The sequence below is a fragment of the Clostridium transplantifaecale genome (assembly GCF_900626075.1).
In the GTDB taxonomy this organism is placed as follows: Bacteria; Bacillota; Clostridia; order Lachnospirales; family Lachnospiraceae; genus Otoolea; species Otoolea transplantifaecalis.
Genome location: NZ_UYZY01000005.1, coordinates 228,610 through 247,555 on the forward strand (window position 1 = coordinate 228,610; position 18,946 = coordinate 247,555).

General features: G+C 44.7%; 23 protein-coding genes. All 23 read left to right on the forward strand.

What is annotated here, in order from left to right:
- Positions 1-6: 6 nt before the first annotated feature.
- The 23 genes from EJL91_RS25025 to EJL91_RS18485 all read left to right on the forward strand — a co-directional run bounded on the left by EJL91_RS25025 (position 7) and on the right by EJL91_RS18485 (position 18,783).
- Positions 7-702: a cyclophilin-like fold protein gene (locus EJL91_RS25025; protein ID WP_243125469.1), complete on the forward strand. Its 696-nt coding sequence runs from the start codon at positions 7-9 to the stop codon at positions 700-702.
- Between the two features lie 54 nt (positions 703-756).
- Complete coding sequence (locus tag EJL91_RS18390) at positions 757-2,172, forward strand: glycoside hydrolase family 1 protein (protein WP_125143421.1); 1,416 nt, start codon at positions 757-759, stop codon at positions 2,170-2,172.
- A gap of 269 nt (positions 2,173-2,441) precedes the next feature.
- On the forward strand, positions 2,442-2,843 hold the full coding sequence (locus EJL91_RS18395; RefSeq protein WP_125143422.1) for a MerR family transcriptional regulator: 402 nt from the start codon (positions 2,442-2,444) through the stop codon (positions 2,841-2,843).
- A 45-nt stretch (positions 2,844-2,888) separates the two neighbouring features.
- Positions 2,889-3,437 carry a flavin reductase family protein gene (locus tag EJL91_RS18400; RefSeq protein ID WP_125143423.1) on the forward strand — a complete coding sequence of 183 codons (549 nt, stop codon included), beginning with the start codon at positions 2,889-2,891 and terminating at the stop codon, positions 3,435-3,437.
- Between the two features lie 54 nt (positions 3,438-3,491).
- Positions 3,492-3,620 carry an iron-containing alcohol dehydrogenase gene (locus EJL91_RS25165; protein WP_164516882.1) on the forward strand — a complete coding sequence of 43 codons (129 nt, stop codon included), beginning with the start codon at positions 3,492-3,494 and terminating at the stop codon, positions 3,618-3,620.
- Between the two features lie 501 nt (positions 3,621-4,121).
- Complete coding sequence (locus tag EJL91_RS24655; protein WP_164516883.1) at positions 4,122-4,259, forward strand: hypothetical protein; 138 nt, start codon at positions 4,122-4,124, stop codon at positions 4,257-4,259.
- A 14-nt stretch (positions 4,260-4,273) separates the two neighbouring features.
- Positions 4,274-4,573 carry a hypothetical protein gene (locus tag EJL91_RS18405; protein WP_125143424.1) on the forward strand — a complete coding sequence of 100 codons (300 nt, stop codon included), beginning with the start codon at positions 4,274-4,276 and terminating at the stop codon, positions 4,571-4,573.
- 84 nt (positions 4,574-4,657) lie between these two features.
- Complete coding sequence (locus EJL91_RS18410) at positions 4,658-6,004, forward strand: ATP-binding protein (RefSeq protein ID WP_125143425.1); 1,347 nt, start codon at positions 4,658-4,660, stop codon at positions 6,002-6,004.
- 220 nt (positions 6,005-6,224) lie between these two features.
- A complete protein-coding gene (locus EJL91_RS18415; RefSeq protein ID WP_125143426.1) occupies positions 6,225-6,461 on the forward strand; it encodes a hypothetical protein in 237 nt (78 codons plus the stop codon).
- 122 nt (positions 6,462-6,583) lie between these two features.
- Positions 6,584-7,750, forward strand: coding sequence for an iron-containing alcohol dehydrogenase (locus tag EJL91_RS18420; protein ID WP_125143427.1), 1,167 nt, complete (start codon positions 6,584-6,586; stop codon positions 7,748-7,750).
- 562 nt (positions 7,751-8,312) lie between these two features.
- A complete protein-coding gene (locus EJL91_RS18425; protein WP_125143428.1) occupies positions 8,313-8,837 on the forward strand; it encodes a cyclophilin-like fold protein in 525 nt (174 codons plus the stop codon).
- Between the two features lie 443 nt (positions 8,838-9,280).
- Positions 9,281-9,823, forward strand: a complete 543-nt coding sequence (locus EJL91_RS18430; RefSeq protein ID WP_125143429.1) for a flavodoxin family protein — start codon at positions 9,281-9,283, stop codon at positions 9,821-9,823.
- A 28-nt stretch (positions 9,824-9,851) separates the two neighbouring features.
- Positions 9,852-10,415, forward strand: a complete 564-nt coding sequence (locus tag EJL91_RS25030; protein WP_243125471.1) for a cyclophilin-like fold protein — start codon at positions 9,852-9,854, stop codon at positions 10,413-10,415.
- Positions 10,416-10,510: 95 nt separating this feature from the next.
- Positions 10,511-11,395: a DUF3737 family protein gene (locus EJL91_RS18440; RefSeq protein ID WP_125143430.1), complete on the forward strand. Its 885-nt coding sequence runs from the start codon at positions 10,511-10,513 to the stop codon at positions 11,393-11,395.
- 1 nt (position 11,396) lies between these two features.
- A complete protein-coding gene (locus tag EJL91_RS18445) occupies positions 11,397-12,578 on the forward strand; it encodes a MalY/PatB family protein (protein WP_125143431.1) in 1,182 nt (393 codons plus the stop codon).
- A gap of 135 nt (positions 12,579-12,713) precedes the next feature.
- Positions 12,714-13,829 carry an aldo/keto reductase gene (locus EJL91_RS18450; RefSeq protein WP_125143432.1) on the forward strand — a complete coding sequence of 372 codons (1,116 nt, stop codon included), beginning with the start codon at positions 12,714-12,716 and terminating at the stop codon, positions 13,827-13,829.
- A 36-nt stretch (positions 13,830-13,865) separates the two neighbouring features.
- On the forward strand, positions 13,866-14,768 hold the full coding sequence (locus EJL91_RS18455; RefSeq protein WP_125143433.1) for a permease: 903 nt from the start codon (positions 13,866-13,868) through the stop codon (positions 14,766-14,768).
- 15 nt (positions 14,769-14,783) lie between these two features.
- Positions 14,784-16,241 carry a DUF362 domain-containing protein gene (locus EJL91_RS18460; RefSeq protein ID WP_206429521.1) on the forward strand — a complete coding sequence of 486 codons (1,458 nt, stop codon included), beginning with the start codon at positions 14,784-14,786 and terminating at the stop codon, positions 16,239-16,241.
- 52 nt (positions 16,242-16,293) lie between these two features.
- Positions 16,294-16,527, forward strand: coding sequence for a MerR family DNA-binding transcriptional regulator (locus tag EJL91_RS18465; protein ID WP_125143434.1), 234 nt, complete (start codon positions 16,294-16,296; stop codon positions 16,525-16,527).
- Entirely contained in the window at positions 16,484-16,708 is a 225-nt protein-coding gene (locus EJL91_RS18470; protein WP_341467032.1) for a hypothetical protein, read from the forward strand. Before EJL91_RS18465 ends, EJL91_RS18470 begins: the two co-directional genes overlap by 44 nt.
- Positions 16,709-17,086: 378 nt before the next feature.
- Positions 17,087-17,323: a hypothetical protein gene (locus tag EJL91_RS18475; protein ID WP_125143435.1), complete on the forward strand. Its 237-nt coding sequence runs from the start codon at positions 17,087-17,089 to the stop codon at positions 17,321-17,323.
- Between the two features lie 415 nt (positions 17,324-17,738).
- Positions 17,739-17,954: a hypothetical protein gene (locus EJL91_RS18480; protein ID WP_164516884.1), complete on the forward strand. Its 216-nt coding sequence runs from the start codon at positions 17,739-17,741 to the stop codon at positions 17,952-17,954.
- A 136-nt stretch (positions 17,955-18,090) separates the two neighbouring features.
- Entirely contained in the window at positions 18,091-18,783 is a 693-nt protein-coding gene (locus EJL91_RS18485; RefSeq protein WP_125143437.1) for a response regulator transcription factor, read from the forward strand.
- Positions 18,784-18,946 lie beyond the last annotated feature (163 nt).

Sequence of the window (18,946 nt, forward strand, 5' to 3'; positions counted from 1 at the left end):
AGCAGAGTGAAAAAATTTTTATGTGCACTTTCCATTATGGTGATGAGTCTGTTGGCATCCATGACTGCTTATGCAGGTCAATGGCGGGAAGAGGCAGGCTCAAATGGAGCACAGTGGAGATATGAGAACAATGACGGAACCTATGCGGCAGCCGGCTGGTTCTGGCTGGATGGCAATGGGGATGGGATCGCGGAGTGCTACTACTTTGATCCGAACGGTTGGATGCTTTCCAATACCGTGACTCCGGACGGGTACCAGGTAAATGAAGACGGTGCGTGGACCGAGTCTGGGATTGTAAGGACACAGGCCGCCCCGCAGACCCCGGAAACACAAACAGAAGGAGAGCAAACTATGATACCAGTGACCATTACTGCAGGCGGCAGGCAGTTTGAGGCATCATTACTTAATAATGCTTCCACACAGGCACTGATTGCCCAGATGCCTATGACGGTAAGTATGGGCGAGATGAATGGGAATGAAAAATACTATTATCTTTCATCGTCCCTGCCTACAGATACAAGGAGTGTAGGGAATATCCATACCGGTGATCTTATGCTTTATGGATCGGACTGCCTGGTACTGTTTTACGAGGATTTCAGAACATCCTACCGATACACGCGGCTTGGAGCTGTTTCCAACCCGGAGGGGCTTTCAGAGGCTTTGGGCAGAGGAAGTGTTTCAGTGACATTTGAGCGGAAATAATATCTGGGTGTAGAATTACAGTCTGAAACTAAATATCTATGAGGAGGAAACATTATGCTGCACAAGAATTTAAAGCCATTTCCAAACGGCTTTTTCTGGGGGGCGAGCACTTCCGCTTACCAGGTGGAAGGGGCCAGCTTAGAAGACGGCAAGGGACCGTCCTGCCAGGATGTAAAGATGGTGCCGGAAGGGACATCCGACCTTACGGTTTGCGCGGACCATTACCATCATTATCAGGAAGACATTGCCCTGATGGCGGAGATGGGCTTTCATTCATACCGCTTCTCCATTTCCTGGTCCCGAATCCTGCCGGAGGGAACTGGCAGGATTAATCCACAGGGAATTGAGTTCTACAGCAATCTGATTGATGAATGCCGGAAATATGGCATAGAACCCATCGTTACCATGTTCCATTTTGATATGCCGGCGGCACTGGACGAAAGGGGGTCCTGGTCCAACCGGGAGTCTGTGGAATGGTTTTTGGAGTTTGCGCGGATTCTATTTGAAAATTTCGGCGACCGGGTAAAATACTGGCTTACCATCAATGAGCAGAATATGCTTACCCTTGTGGGGCCTGCCATCGGAAGCCTTTTTATCCCGGAGGGCTGCACCAACCAGATGAAAGAGATCTACCAGCAGAACCATCACCAGCTGGTGGCCCAGGCCAAAGCCATGGAACTCTGCCACAAGATGCTGCCGGAGGCTAAAATCGGACCGGCACCCAACATCAGCCTGGTTTACGCAGCCACCTGTAAGCCGGAGGACGTCCTGGCAGCACAGAATTTTAACGCAATCAGGAACTGGCTCTATCTGGATATGGCGGTTTACGGTGTCTATAACCATCTGGTTTGGTCGTACTTGGAGGCCCATGACGCATGCCCGGTATTTTCAGAGGGAGACGAGGATGTATTAAAAAATGCCCATCCTGATTTTATCGGTTTCAATTATTATTCAACGGCAACCGCAGAGGCAGACAATGGCGGGGAAGAGACGGAAACGACTGTGGATCAGCAGTCCGCCGGAGGGGAAGCCGGAGTTTACAAAGGGTACCACAACCCCAACTTAATGAAAACGGAGTTTGGCTGGGAGATTGACCCAATCGGATTCCGGGCAACCATGAGGGAGCTGTATTCCCGATACCGTCTGCCGCTGCTGGTAACGGAAAACGGCCTGGGAGCTTATGACAAACTGGAAGACGGCAAGATACATGACCCGTACAGAATCCAGTATCTCAGAGAGCATATTGCACAGATTCAGCAGGCCATCACAGACGGTGTGGATATGCTGGGCTATAACCCATGGTCTGCCATTGATCTGATTTCCACTCATGAGGGAATGAAGAAACGGTACGGGCTCATCTATGTTGACCGTGATGAGTTTGATCTGAAGACACTGAAGCGTTACCGCAAGGATTCATTCTACTGGTACAAGAAAGTGATTGCCACAAACGGTGAAGATCTGGCAGATTGATACAGGAATGATAAAAGGGCAAATGGTCATTGGGCTGTCTGCCTTTTTTCTTAGGCATAAATAAACCTTCAATGTAGGAACCCACTTATCAAGGGAATCCTATCACATTCCGTGTAAGACTGAAATCGTCAACCGCGAATTTTGTTGGTAAAACAAGAATTTAATATTACATTTTAGGAAAAAAATTGAAAAAAGGTATTGACCTTGAGTCGGGTTAAGGGATTAGACTGAATTCAGGATCGATTCTAACTACATAGGAGGAATACACTATGACCATCAAACAAGCATCGGAAATAACAGGGATATCCATTGACAATCTTCGCTATTATGAACGGATTGGACTGATTCCCGAAGTTCCCCGTAATGAGTCGGGGATCCGCAATTATGATGATATGAGCATAAGCTGGATTGACTTTGTTATGCGGTTTAAAAGAGGCGGAGTGGCGTTAGAGGCAATTCGGGAGTATGTGCAGCTTGCATTAAAAGGGGAAGAGACGAAGCCGGCAAGGAAAGATATCCTGCTGGAGGCGAAGGAGAACCTGGAGGCAAAGATGACGGAAATCCGGGAAAGTCTGGATGTGATCAACTACAAGCTGGATACCTACGACCAGAAATGCGGTCCCATCACCATGGAAATGGTAGATGCGTGGAAAAAATCAAAAGGTCAATAACGATAAAACATGATTGATAGAAAAAAATCAGGAGGATTTTTAAAAATGAAGAAAGATATTGGAAATTCACTGGCACTTTATCCTACCCCATTAGTCGTGGTTGGAGCCATGGTAGAGGGCAAGCCGAACTGGCTTTTAGTCGGGCATCTGGGAATAATGGGGCATGACCATATTATGGTCAGCCTGGCAAGCGCCCATTTCACAAACAAAGGCATCAAAGAGAATCAAAAGCTCTCTGTTGCAATTGTAGATGAAGCGCTGCTGCCAAAGGCGGACCATGTAGGCTGTGTCAGCGGAAGCAAGGAAGATAAGTCGGGGGTTTTTGCCTACCACATCAGCGAGGCAGGCGTACCGATTATTGACGAGGCACCTGTGGTGATGGAGTGCAGTGTGGAGGATATATACGAGACAGCAGGATTTGAAAGCTTCATCTGCACAATCGATCATGTTTATGCGGATGAAACAGTTATCAATGAGAAGGGGAAACTGGATTACCGCGCATTAAAGCCCGTGCTCTTTGAAATGCCAACCTATGAATACCTGCGTACCGGAGATATCATCGGTAACTGCATGACCATAGAGAGCGGAAAATAAAGAGAAGTATCATAACATGAAAATTAAGCGGATGCGTAAGGAGAAGATTGATTCATGAAAAATTTTGAATATAATGTGCCGGTTGATATCCTTTTTGGAAAAGGACAAGAGGAAAACCTGGCCGGTAAGCTGCAGCCTTTTGGAAAAAAAGATTCTGCTGACTTATGGCGGGGGAAGTGTTAAAAAAAGCGGCTTATATAATCGGCTGACTGCCATTTTAAAAGATTTTGTGGAAATTTTAAAGATGTGCCTTTAAGGGCAGACTGGAGGCCGCCGGTACGTTCCGGCGGTCTTCCTGGAGAACGGAGGTATTCGGTGATAAATAAGAAGCTTGTCGCTTTCTTTTCAGCCAGTGGTGTGACAGCTATCTCACACCGTACCAGGTGGTGTTCTTAGGGTTTCTTAAAATGGAGTATAGTATTTAGGTGTGTATAGAGTACATACAGTGAGAAAAGATGAGATATTGGTACAGAAGACACAGTTAATAGGAAAATATGTGTATACAGTAAATGAAACAATTAGCATGACTGGTATTAGAGAGTGAATCTAAGGACCAGTCTTTTTTATTGATAAATAGATATTGTTAATCTACTTATGGGTGCCAATATAATGGGTTCATTATGTCAAATTATTCTGGTATGTGATACAATAATTATATATTTCTTTTACACATGGAGGAAAAGAATGGATTGGAAAAATATCAGAGTATATAATGGCTCTCAGAATAATGCGTTTGAAGAATTAGTATGTCAATTGGCACGAAAAGAAAAAAGAGAACAAAATAAAAAATTTATTAAGTTGGTGCGCCAGATAGTGGAATAGAATGTTGCTGGGTCTTGGAGAGTGGCGATGAGATTGCATGGCAGGCAAAGTATGTTTTTGATATAGATAATACATTGAAAGAAGCAAGCAGTTCCTTTACAACAGTTTTAAAAGGTCATTCTAGAATGGTAGAGTTTATTTTATCAATACCATTTGATTTGCCTGATCCGACTTATAATAGAAACGGTAAGCCGATAAAGAGTGCGAAGAAAAAATGGGATGATAAAGTAGTGGCGTGGAAAACTCATAGAACTTTTATTCGGATGAAGCAAAACGGGGAACGGATGTTCTGCATTGGTATAAATGATTCGTAGGGGGAGTGATGATATACATAAATTATGGACATATGGATAATAAAAAAGGTAAGGAAAGCGATATTTATATTGGGAGGAAAATGAATGGCAGAAAACCAAAACACAGAATGGAAGGAATCCTGGCGTGATGAGTATTTGAAATGGATCTGTGGTTTTGCAAATGCTCAAGGCGGTAAGATATATATCGGAACCAATGACAACGGCAATGTCATTGGTGTGCCAGACAGCAAAAAACTGTTGGAAGATATCCCAAATAAAGTGCGGGATATTCTTGGCATTATCGTAGATGTCAATCTGCTGACACAGGCTGGGAAAGATTACATTGAAATATGTGTGAATCCGAGCAGTTATCCGGTAAATTATAAGGGAGAATATCATTATCGCAGCGGCAGTACAAAGCAGCTACTTAGGGGAGCCGCCTTGACGGAGTTTTTACTGTCTAAAACGGGATATAAATGGGACGCAGTTCCGGTGGATGGTGTTACAGTTGAAGATTTAGATAAAGAGAGTTTTGACATTTTTCGGCGAGAAGCTCTGCGCAGCGGTCGTATGACAGAAAAAGATTTGAACATGAGTAATGAACAGCTTCTGGACAGCCTCGGCTTTCTTGAGCATGGGAAGCTGAAACGTGCGGCGATTCTTTTATTTCATCGCAATCCGGAAAAATGGGTTACGGGCGCATATATCAAAATCGGATATTTTGGCGAAGGTTCTGATCTGCGCTATCAGGATGAGATTCATGGCTCCTTGTTTATACAGGCGGACAGGGTCATAGAATTGATTTATCTGAAGTATATGAAAGCCATAATATCCTACGATAACGTTACCAGAATTGAGACATATCCTCTTCCTAAAGCGGCAGTTAGGGAAGCGGTATATAATGCGATTATCCATTCCAATTATGCGGCGTTAATTCCAATACAGATTCGGATACATGAGGATGCGGTATACATCAGTAATGATTGTGTCTTTCCGGTAGGCTGGACAGTAGAAACTTTGATGGAAAGACATCGTTCACAGCCTTACAATCCCAATATAGCCAATGGATTTTTCAGAGCAGGATATGTGGAAACATGGGGACGAGGAATAGAAAAAATCTGCGAGACGTGTAAAAAACATGGTGTTCCAATGCCGGAATATACACTTCATTTAGAAGATATTATGGTAAAATTTACGCCTTTAGGACAGCAGAATGTTTTAAAAGATCACAATGTCCTAATAAATGACCGATTAAATGTCCTGTTAGATGTTTCGTTGGAGGAAACAGTATTATCAGCAATGAGAGAAAATCCTCACATCACACAGGCACAGCTTTCCAAAAAACTGAATCGTTCTGACAGGCAGATAAGACGGGTTATAAAAGAACTGAGAGAAAAAGGGATTATTGAGCGTATTGGTAGCCGCAAATCAGGACAATGGGTTGTTAAATAGCATTTTACTCAGAGAAAAAGATATGAAGAAAAAACTTCCGTTGAATCAAGGGATCTAAATAAAGGAATATCTTACATTGGGGAAATCGCTGTGTTTTGAAAAAGACAGTTAAAAAGACCGCTGAAATCAATATGCTTTTTAGGTATGATGAAGTATGTAATATAAGTATTTGATATTATAGTTTCCGTGAATTATAATCATGCTAAGAGAGGTGATAAAGATGGCGGACTATATTCGTGATAGCAAAACAGTTGTACAAAACCTAAAAGATGCCGGATGCAGCGAAGAAGTGGTGGAAGAGTTTATGGGACTGGCAGAAGCCGGAGAGAAGCAGCGGCAGTTCAAACTCTTAGAAAAGCAAAGAAGAACCCTGTTGGACAAAGTTCATCACAGTGAAAAACAGATTGACTGTCTGGATTATCTGGTCTTCCAGATGAAAAAAACACAGGAAAAGTAATTTCTTTAAAAACAGTAACCATAAATCAAATCATGCCGCCTGAATCTATACTACCGGATTAAGCGGTTCTGAGAGTATTCCACCTGAGACAGGAATCGGTGCTCTTATCAAGGAGGATTAAGATGTTAGGAAATTTCAGTTATTCAAACCCGACAAAATTATATTTCGGTGAGGACTCGTTAAGATACCTGAATGAAGAACTTCCCAAATACGGCGATAAAGTTCTGCTGGTGTATGGCGGCGGCTCTATCAAGAAGAATGGCATTTACAGCCAAATGATTCAGATACTGGCGGATAACAAAAAGACGGTCAGCGAGGTGCCGGGAGTCATGCCGAACCCTACCGTAGAAAAGCTGTATGAGGGATGTAAAATAGCAAAGGAAAATCAGGTTGATTTAATCCTGGCTGTTGGCGGCGGCTCCTGCTGTGATTATGCAAAGGCGGTATCCGTTTCCACGTATTGTGAAGAAGATCCCTGGGAGAAATACTTTGCGCGCATGGAAGATGTCAGCAACCCGATTATCCCTGTAGGCTGCGTGCTGACTATGGTGGGTACCGGATCAGAGATGAACGGCGGATCCGTGATTACGAATCATGAAGCCAAGATGAAGATTGGCCATATTTTCGGGGACAATGTGTTCCCTAAGTTTTCAATTTTAAATCCAACCTATACCTTTACACTTCCGGAGTATCAGATGGTGGCAGGGTTCTATGATATCATGAATCATATCACAGAACAGTATTTCTCCGGTACAGATGATAACACTTCCGATTATATCATGGAAGGGCTGCTGAAATCCCTGATCCATAGCTCCAGGATTGCCAAAAAGGATCCGGCCAACTATGAGGCCCGCAGCAATATCATGTGGATTGCCACCTGGGCGCTGAATACACTGGTTGCCTGCGGAAAAACCAGCGACTGGATGGTGCATATGATCGGGCAGGCGATCGGCGCCCATACCAATGCTACCCATGGCATGACACTGTCTGCCGTGTCCATGGCATATTACCGGCATATCTGCCCTTATGGCATTGCAAAATTCAAACGTTTTGCCACCAACGTGTGGGACGTAAATCCGGAGGGAAAGACAGATGCAGAGGTTGCCGGGGAAGGGCTGAACCGCATGGAAGCCTATATGAATGAATTAGGTCTTGTCATGAATGTTAAGGAATTGGGCGTTACGGAGGATATGCTGGAAAGCGTTGCCGATAGCACTATCCTGTTCCAGACAGATTATAAACCGCTTACCCATGATGATGTGGTCCAGATTCTGAGAGAGAGTCTGTAAACAGCTCCAATACCGATAATATAAAAATGGAATAAGTATAATAAGTAAAATATCAGCTTTACTTTGTAAATCGGGGACCGTTGGGACCTGTTTTGCGAGGGCTGATATTTTTTTGTGTTTAGAAAAAGTTTACTATTTCGTTAGGTAGATGTTATATCTATTTGTTAATCTAAAAATATCTCCCTAAATGCTTTATTGTATATTTACATGTTCTATGAAAATAGAAAATTTATATGATTAACCATGCTTTATTGGCATACGAGTATATTCAATATAAGTATTTGATATTTTGGGAGCCATGGATTATAATCGCATAAGAGTTGTAATGAATCGGCCCAAGCGGTTTCCCTAAGGGAAAATAATTCAGAAATGAAATCTGTGATTACAAAAAAATAGTAGGAGGTGAAGTGGGGAAAAGCTTAAAGATCGTGAAGCCTGGAGAGCAGAAGCCACGGCAGCGAAGCCGACAGAGGTTAAACAACGGCTGGGCTGTCACGACCAGAAGGACAGGATTGTCTGTAAAATTTTATGTACTCAAAAAGGAGTGAAAGGAAGGACTAAAATGAAAATGAACAGATTAAAAAAATATGTTATGGTACTTGCAGCGGCGATTGGTCTGTCAACTGCAATCTCAGGAGTGGCTGTCGCAGCAACCGCCGGAGAGAATGCAGCCGTCTCACAGCTGGAAGTACGGTTTGGTGATAATGGCTCCGCATTTACCATGAAGCTTGAAGATAATGATACCGCTGCGGCGATCAAAAAGCATGTGGGTACTGCGGATTGGCGCCTTCCTATTTATCACTATAATGATTATGATAATTGGGAGAAGATGCAGTATTATGACATTTCACGCCGGTATGATATTCCGTCTGATGATGCAAAAACAGTAACCTCCGAAAAGGCAGGCGAGGTATATTATTCCCACCCCAACAGAATTATTCTGTTCTATGAGGACGCAGAAGTGACTGGGGAGTATACAAAGATCGGGGAAATCGAAGCTACCGATGACTTTAAAAAGGCGGTTAAGGACAACCCGGTTTTGAGAGGCTGGGGCAACAAGATTGTGCAGATAAAAAGTGCGAAGTAACCGTTCCATATGATGTATATATAAAACCGGAACCGAAAAAAGCTTCTATCTCATGAAATACAGGCATTCATAGCAGAGTGTCTGTATTTTTTATACGAAAACAGGCTATCTGAATGATAAAAGTCATGGTTTAGAAAAAGTTTATTATTTTGTTAGGTAGATGTTATTTTAATTGTTTATGATGGCTTATGGAAAGATGAAGTACAGGAAATTGAGAGAGATAACCCTGACAAACAGGAATTCGGCATGAATGCTTTAGGAAAATGGAAGTATGCTTTTTTATATGCTTGATAAGCATATTCGACTATTTAATATAGGCATTTGATATTAAATGGCTGATGAACTATAATAAAAACAACGAAAGGGTATCACAAAAGACAATACAAAAAATGCTTGTAAAATCAAATGAAGCAGACAAAAGAGCGAGTAAAGGAGAGAGGAAAATGGCCAAGAAAATTTTAGTGATTTCTACCAGCCCACGTTTGGGAGGAAATTCAGAGACACTGGCGGATGAGTTTATGAGAGGAGCAAAAGAGGCCGGCCATGAAACTGAGAAGGTCTGTCTTTACGATAAGACCATTGAGTTCTGCAAAGGCTGCCTGGCCTGCCAAAAGACAGAAACATGCATTCTTCATGATGATGCGGCCGTGATTGTGGAACGCATGCGGCAGGCAGATGTAGTCGTATTCGCAACGCCGGTGTATTTTTATGAAATGTCCGGCCAGATGAAAACACTGTTAGACCGTACAAATCCACTTTTCCCCGGAGAATATTCCTTCCGTGATGTATACCTTCTGGCAGCCTCTGCCGATGAAGCGGAAAGCTCCATGGATGGTGCGGTAAAAGGTCTTGAGGGCTGGATCAGCTGCTTTGAACTTTCACGTCTGGCCGGAGTTGTGCGCGGTACCGGGGCTGATAAAAAGGGAGACATCAAGGGACTGCCGGAGGTTTTGGCAACGGCCTACGAGATGGGAAAGAACGTTTAATTGATTGGATGACCGGGGAGTTGAAAATATGAAGAATGTTCTATTAAGTACATGTCTGGCGATTTCGCTGATTCTAACGGCATGTGGGAATAAGAGGGCTGCGGTAATTGAGCCGGAAACAACTGCAAACCGGGAATCCGCCGTTATAGCAGCCACGGAAGCGGAAAGCAGAGGGGAGACAACAGAGACAATTCCTGAAATCCAGGAAACTGGCCTTGGCATGGAGCCAACAGAAACATTGCTGACAATCAATATATCCGTTGGAGGCAGAGTTTTTCCGGCAAAGCTGTACGACAATGCAGCCACAAGGGAACTGATGGCCCGAATGCCCCTGGAACTGGATATGAGTGAGCTTCATGGCAATGAAAAGTATTACTATCTTCCGGAAGTGCTGCCGACAGATTCTGAAAATCCGGGAAGCATCCACACCGGTGACCTGATGCTCTATGGATCGGATTGCCTGGTACTGTTTTATGAGGATTTCCAATCCTCCTTCAGCTATACACGGCTGGGATATCTGGAGGATCCGGCAGGATTATCAGAAGCGGCAGGAGCCGACAGTGTCACCGTTACCTTTGAAACAGCAGAATAAAAAATTAAGACGATTGAACTAATAACATGAATGATTGACCGGGATTACATACAGGAGAATCCACGGCCGCCATATAAGAAAGGAAATATAAAATCATGAGAGAGATTACACAGGAATTTTTAACTGGAGAGAGAGCCTTATTCCAGGGAAATAACTTAAAGATTACCGATACCACGTTTGCCGACGGGGAGTCCCCATTAAAAGAGAGCAGCAACATTGAACTTTACCGCAGCATGTTTAAATGGAAATATCCGCTGTGGTATAGCCGCAATATCAAATTAGAGGATTGTGTGCTCTTTGAGATGGGGCGCGCAGGCATCTGGTATACAGAAAATATTTCCATGAAAAACTGTATTGTCGAAGCGCCAAAGAATTTCCGCCGTACAACGGGAATTGACTTAGAACAGGTCACTATGCCGAACGCAGGTGAAACCCTCTGGAACTGTGACCAGATTAAAATGAAACAGGTTTCGGCAAAGGGCGATTACTTTGCCATGAACAGCAGCAATATTTATATTGATGGCTTTGAACTGGTAGGCAATTACTCCTTTGACGGTGTAAAGAACATGGAAATCCATCACGCGAGACTGCTCTCCAAGGACGCTTTCTGGAACAGCGAGAATGTGACGGTCTATGACTCCTTTATCTCCGGTGAGTATCTGGGCTGGAATGCAAAGAACCTTACCCTCATTAACTGTACCATTGAGAGCAACCAGGGATTTTGCTACATTGACAATCTGGTCATGAAGAACTGCCGGCTGTTAAATACAACCCTGGCTTTTGAATATTCCACGGTGGACGCAGAGGTGGTAAATACCATTGACAGCGTATTGAATCCATCCGGCGGCAGAATCCGGGCAGCGAATATCGGGGAACTGATTATGGACGCCTCCAAAGTGGATGTCACAAAGACCGTTGTCCAGACGGCAGCATTAAAGGAAGAAGCATTAAAGGAGGCGGCATTAAAGGAGGCGGTATAATATGCCATATAATTTTGATACCCTGACGGACCGGCGCGGGACTAATTCCATGAAGTGGGATGTTCCGGAACAGGAACTGCCCATGTGGGTGGCAGATATGGATTTTGAGACGGCTCCCGAAATTCGGGAAGCATTAAAAAAACGGGTGGACCATGGGATTTTTGGTTATACCGTTGTGCCGGATGCATGGCGGGAAGCAGTGGCCGGCTGGTGGGACCGCCGCCATGGATTCCGGATGGAGAAAGACTGGCTTGTATTCTGTACCGGTGTAGTCCCGGCGATTTCCAGTGCGGTCCGGAAGCTGACGTCAGTTGGGGAGAATGTACTGGTTCAGACACCGGTCTATAACATCTTTTTCAATTCAATCCGGAACAATGGACGCAATGTGATGGAAAACAGGCTCTCTTATGACGGAACGAATTACCATATCGACTGGGAGGATTTAGAGAGAAAGCTGTCTGAACCCCAGACAACACTGATGATTCTCTGCAATCCCCAGAATCCGGCGGGCTGTATCTGGACCAGAGAAGAGCTTGGCCGGATCGGAGAACTCTGTGCGCAGAATCATGTGCGTGTACTATCGGATGAAATCCACTGTGATCTGACGGAACCGGGATACGAATATATCCCCTTTGCCTCGGTATCGGAGGTAAACGCCCAAAACAGCATTACCTGTATTGCCCCCACGAAGGCATTTAATCTGGCCGGTCTGCAGACGGCAGCGGTGATTGTCCCAAATGCTGATTTGAGACATAAGATTGACAGGGGCTTAAATACCGACGAAGTGGCGGAGCCCAACGCATTTGCGATTGATGCGGCGGTTGCGGCATTTACCCGGGGCGATGAGTGGCTGGATGCCCTGCGGGCTTATCTGGCAGAAAACCGTCTGCTGGTGAGGGATTTCCTGGAGAAAGAAATCCCGAATGTGACGCTTGTTCCCTCCCACGCCACCTACTTACTCTGGCTGGATTGCAGCAGGGTGATTGGAGATGCGGCAAAGCTTGGCCGTTATCTGCGTTGTGAGACAGGGCTCTACCTGTCGGCCGGTGTCACATATGGGGGCAATGGAAACCAGTTTCTGCGTATGAATACCGCCTGTCCAAAATCACGGATCACAGATGGGCTGGAACGGCTGAAAGAGGGCGTAAAAGCTTATGAAGCCTTTGTGGCCAAAAGCTGTTAAACGATTGAATATTCTGGGAAACAATCTGGCGGTGCGGCGATTGCTGCACTGCTAAATTGCAATGAGGCGCTGTGACGGACTGTATTTGTCCGTTCATTTCGTTATTGCAGGGGTTATGAAAGGAAGGAATAGGGGATGTATTACAGGAAATTTCACGATTTAAATATTTCAGCGCTGGGATTGGGGGCTTTGCGTCTGCCCATGGAACCGGGAAATACAGGCCGTATTGACCGCAAAGAGGCACAGCGCATCCTTGATCTGTCGTTTACATGCGGTATTAATTACATAGATACTGCTTATACCTATCAAAACGGGGATTCAGAGCGCTTTCTTGGAGAAGCGCTGTCCGGGTATCCGCGGGACAGCTATTATCTTGCCACAAAGTTCTATGCCGCAGCCAATCCAGACATTGAACAGGTTTTTGAGGAACAGCTGAAACGCCTCCGAACCGATTATATTGACTTCTATCTTTTCCATGGCATGGATGAAAACTTCATCTCGGCCTATATGGACAAAGAGAGAAATTATCTGGGCTATCTCCTGAAGCAGAAGGAGGCCGGGCGGATCCGGTATCTTGGATTTTCCTCCCATGGGGCGCCGGATACGCTGACTCGCTTTCTCGACTGGTATGACGGTTTTGATATGGCCCTGGTTCAGATGAATTATCTGGATTGGACCATGTTAGAGGCAGCAAAGCAGTATGATATATTGACAAACCATGGGATTCCGGTCTGGGTTATGGAACCGTTAAAAGGCGGACGGCTGTCCGGCCTGAACCGTGAGGCGGCAGAAATTTTAAAAGCTGCTGCCCCGGAGCGTTCCCTTTCGTCCTGGGCATTCCGGTTCCTGATGGGGCTTCAAAATGTGCAGACGGTTCTAAGCGGGATGTCATCTGCAGAACAGCTTCTGGATAATGTGAGGACATTTGAAAAACCGGATCCCCTGTCGCCATCAGAACAGGAAGTGCTTAAAAGGGCGGCAGGAGTATTTTTAAAGGATCTGGGCGTCCCCTGTTCCGGCTGCCGTTACTGCTGCCCGGTATGCCCGGCCGGTCTTGATATTCCGCTTCTGATTAAAGGCTATAATGAGCGCAGAATCAGTGGAGAAACATGGAGGATTGCCAGCCTTGGCCGTGCTGCCGGGCCGGAACACTGCCTGGGGTGCGGGGCATGCCGGAAACACTGTCCGCAGAAAATTGATATCCCGGGCATTATGAAACAATCCGCTTCTTTGTTGGCTGGGAAAAAATAAACCACACAATACGGTTATGAAAATGGAGGAAATGGTATGGCTGAATCCATCAGGCGCGAGTTCATCTATCTCTGGTATTACTTTGATCTTCAATTCCGCCAGATCTTTGCTTTTTGGGCGCTGGGTATCTTGATTGGCTCAGTGGTATCTGTTTTTCTGAAAAAACAGATACACAGCCGTATGGCGGGCCTCCAGAATAAAAAAATAGGATTATGGGGCATTCTCCCGGCATCGGCCCTGGGGATTCTTTCTCCCCTCTGCATGTATGGAACAATACCTATTGTCGCTTCCTTTTCGAAAAGCGGTATGCGTGAGGACTGGATTGCTGCTTTTATGATGAGTTCCATTCTTTTAAATCCACAATTATTTTTCTACTCCTTTGCCCTCGGTACCGAAATAGCGGTGCTTCGCCTGGTTGTCTCATTTATGGGAGGCTGTATTGCCGGTATACTTGTATATCTGTTTTTTAAAAAACAAAATTTTTATAAGTTTACCGAATTTAATCTGCCGGAGAACAGGGACCGTGATTCCAACATGGTTTTGCGTCTGATTAAAAATATCTGGCGCAATGTGAAAGTAACATTTCCTTATTTTTTGCTGGGCGTCTTGCTCACCGCTCTCTATCAGAGGTATATCCCCTCACAGTGGATTGCCGGTCTGTTTGGCTCCAACCGCGGTCTGGGGGCTTTGATGGCGGCGGCTCTGGGTGTTCCGCTCTATACCTGCGGAGGCGGGACAATCCCGTTAATCTCGGCCTGGCTGGGAGAGGGAATGAGCAAAGGAAGCGCAATGGCATTCATGATAGCGGGACCGGCGACGAAGCTTACGAATCTGGGAGCTGTTAAAATTGTGTTGGGGATGAGGAATTTTATTTTGTATATGGTTTTTTCAATCCTGATGTCAACCGCCTTTGGTCTGGCGATTAATCTGTTTTTATAAATATGGAGGTGTACGATGAAAGGAATAATACCGGTTATGATTCTGTTTTCCATACCACTCCTTGTACTTGCAGGGTGCAGGAATCAATCATCAGGCAGTCATTCAGATCCAATACAGGAGAGAGATGCTGCAACAACCCATGAGCTCACACAGGAAATACAGGAGAGTAATTTCATGGAAGCCAGCGCCATGGTGCTAGAGAATTTGTCCGGAAATCATCCGTATGATTCCGTATTTCCTCAGCATGAGCCCTATGGTACCGGTGTGGGTGCGAAACCAGGCCGCGTGGTCTGGACTTATAATCCACAGTCAGTTGACTGGGATGGCTCCGGTTACTGGTGGGAACCAGGCCACTTCAATGAGGAAGTGATACAACAGATGGTCAATCAGGGAATCGCAGAACTGGCGGGAGCGCGGGATGTCCGTACCGGCTGGGATATCCTGTTCAGGGCCCACAATTCTATCAGACAGGCAGATGGCGGCTATGAGAGCGGGCAGAAGATTGCAATAAAGACCAATATGAACGGAGCGGGCGCCTATGGTGATGATACAAAGGGAGAGACGCAGGAGAGCTATACGAACCCTGTACTATTGAAATGCCTGCTGAAATCGCTGGTAACAGAGGCAGGTGTAACGCCCGGTGATATCACTGTTTATGACGCGGGGAGGGTGATACCGGATTATGTGCGGGAACTTTGCAGCGAAGGTTCCCTGGAGGGGATTCATTTCCGTTACCGGGATCTGCTTGGTGAAAACGATGCCAAGCCGGATTTGAATACTCCGGTGGTCTGGTCCCGGAATGTAGCTGGGGAGGTCAATTATCTTCCCGTTAGTGTAACAGAAGCCGATTACCTGATCAATCTCGCAAATTTGAAAGGCCATGTTTATGGTATTACCTTGACTGCAAAAAATCATTTTGGTTCTATCATGAATTCCAGCCGCATGCGGGCGCCGGAGGCAGCAGGCGTTCACCGCTATCTGACACAGAATCGGATGGAGGCCTACACGGTACTGGTTGATTTGATGGCAAATTACCAGCTTGGCGGTAAAACCATGTTATATATGCTGGATGGAATCATTTGCGCCCCGGGAGAAAGCGTTCCTATCACCGGTGATAATTCCCGCTGGCAGCAGACGCCCTTTGAGAATGGCTATACTTCCAGTGTTCTGTTTTCACAGGATGCCGTAGCCCTGGATTCAGTTGGAGCTGATTTCCTGATTAACGAACCCACTGTAACCGGAAGAAACGCAGCGCTCCGGGATAATCCAAACGTAGAAAACTATCTTCATGAAGCTGGCTTGATCGCCAATGCGCCCTCCGGGACGACTTATTATGATGGAAATGGAAAACCGGTGAGAAATCTAGGTGTTCATGAGCATTGGAATAATTCGATTGATAAGCAGTACAGCAGAAATCTGGGAAAAGAGGAAGGCATTGAACTGATTCGGATTAGCGGACAGGTAGATAAGTAAGGCATTGTACAGATAAACTTCTATCATTGAACAGGTAAGAAAGGTGGTTATTATGACTATATCAGAAGCCAGCAGCCGAATCGGCATCACTTGTGATACATTAAGGTACTATGAAAAAATAGGGCTGGTGGAACCGGTTGCGCGTTTAAATGGCGGGCGCCGTTCATACTCAGAGAGTGATTGTGTGTTTCAGTTTCCCTCTGTGGTCGGAACAGGATTATTCTACAGACAAAGGCAGAAATATGAAACTGAATGCCACTGGTCCGGTCACGGTTGCATTGATTGATACAGGAGTTGATGCAGGAGTTGATGCAGGACATCCGGAACTGCAGGATGCCGTATGGATAAATAATGGTGAGATTCCCGGAGACGGAATTGACAATGACATGAATGGATATGTGGATGATGTAAATGGCCTGGTGGCCACTGGTGAGATTTTGGATGCTTACGCGGCAATTACGGAATAGTAGAAGGAAAGAATATGAGCATAATTTTAATGTATACAAAAATAAGAATAGCAATTAAAACACAGTTGAAATAAAAAGTTTAGGCAATGTTTATTTTTTTGTTATCCGCATGTTATAAGATTCATCTATACTGTGTTCATACCCGGTGAGGGTAGCTTTCTCATAAAGCATTACACTCTAGTACAACTAATTGCATTAAAAAACGGTTTCCATAGGAAGCCGTTTTTTATGCCTATTTTTAATATCAGAAGCTCTCTTATTTTGACAGAAAAATGTAAGTGCCATACTGAAATGTACCATAGGGATTATATTTTATTTTTGCAGAGATCCGGAGCTTATCTTTACGGGTTGAATTCTGGGAAAAAGTGATGCTTTGTAATGAAACAGAAAACAAAAATAGCCGTAGTCCTTGGCGCTGCGCTGGTGTTGTCGGCGGCAGAGGCATTTACTTCCATGGCAGCATGGGAGCAAAATGGCGGGAACTGGATTTTTACAGATAACAGTGGAAACCGCATAAGGGACAGCTGGAGGCAGTCTGGAAACGATTATTATTATATGGACCACAATGGTATCATGGCGACTAACCGTTGGAACGGCAGCGGCTTGGTGAGGTGAATCACAGTGAACCACTGCCGGAGATTGCCTTTGATGAGGTTTATACACTGAGCTCCGCATCACAGTAGAAGCAGTTTTGTTTCTGTTGAGATAAATATAGACATGTCATAACCATATTTCAGTGGATTTCTGATTGTAATACTGCAAGCCTGTTTTAATGAAACCGGCTTGCAGTATTGTTTATACAACAGGATATAGTAGTGGAAAGGCGCTTGTGTCCGGCAAGAATTTATTTATTGTTTAGAAATTTGTTATCAGTATGTTATATCATGCGTTTATACTGCTTCATGTTTGTTAGAGCAATTTTATAAAGCGTTTGTTTTTTCACTGAATGGGGGGCACTTTTTTAATAAGACGCTTTTTTACCCTGCAGGTTTTAGATGGTGAAAGATATCAGCAGGCATTCCAGTCCCAGGTGGAGCGGAATGAGATTTACCCGGGAAGCAGGGGCATCATTTATGACCGGAATGACATTGTAGGAAAGACCGGGATTGAACAATCCATGGAGCAGGAGCTGCATGGCAGGAACGGCGGAGAGCAGTTTGACAGCTTGACTGGTGAGTATGTATTTGGGGCTTGGGGTGTAGTATTGAATGTGGGGCTTCAGAGGGGAGAACGGGCTCATGTGTAGTGTGGTTTGTAATGAGGTTGAACGGAGCAACATACGCTTAATCCTTGAACAACAGATGAAGCCGGAATAATCTATATGATACCTGGCTGGAGCCATGGTTTCATCTTCCGGATAATGATAGACAGAGGTGACGTACATGAATAAGATATTAATTGTAGATGATGATGAACAGGCCGTGAAGTTGGAAAGAGAGCACCTGGAAGCAGAAGGATATGAGGTCAAGGTCCTGGCAGATAGCAGTCATGTTGTTGGCGAGGTAAAAACAGGCCGATACTGTGCACTACTACTGGAGGTTGTACTTCCCGTTGGAAACGGATTTGAACTATGCCGTAAAGTGCGCGTGTTTTCAGATATTCCGATTCTTCTGGTGACTGTCAAGGAGAAAGTTGAGGACAAGATACGAGGTCTTACCCTTGGTGCAGATGACTATATTTCAAAACCCTTCAGCCCTGCGGAAATGGTCGCAAGGGTTCGCACGCATATTCAAATCCATAATATGCTGTTAGAGAAAAGAGACAAGAAGGAGGCAGACATAGAAATTGGGCAGTTAAAAATATTACCGAAAGAAAGGCGCGTATATGTAAAGGGGAAAGAAAAAATACTTTCAAATAAGGAGTTTGAGCTGCTGCTATACTTTGCGCAGAATATAGATGCTGTAATTTCTAAAGATACGTTGCTTGAGAAAATATGGGGAGAAAAATCCACTGATAAGACAGCTACAGTAACAGTGCATATAAACCGATTACGGGTAAAGATAGAGAAAAAGCCGAATGCCCCTCGATATATCCAGACTATATGGGGGGCTGGATATCGGTTTAGGTCCATGTAGAGTTGTTCTTTATTTGTATATTTGTATGATACGATTAATAGTTAATTTGTTTTGAAACGGCTTCTATATATAATAGAGGCTGTTTTTATTTGTATGGAGTAATTTTACAAAAGCTGTTTGTAAGAAAATCGAAAGGGGAGTTTAGAAAAAATTTAGCGGTATG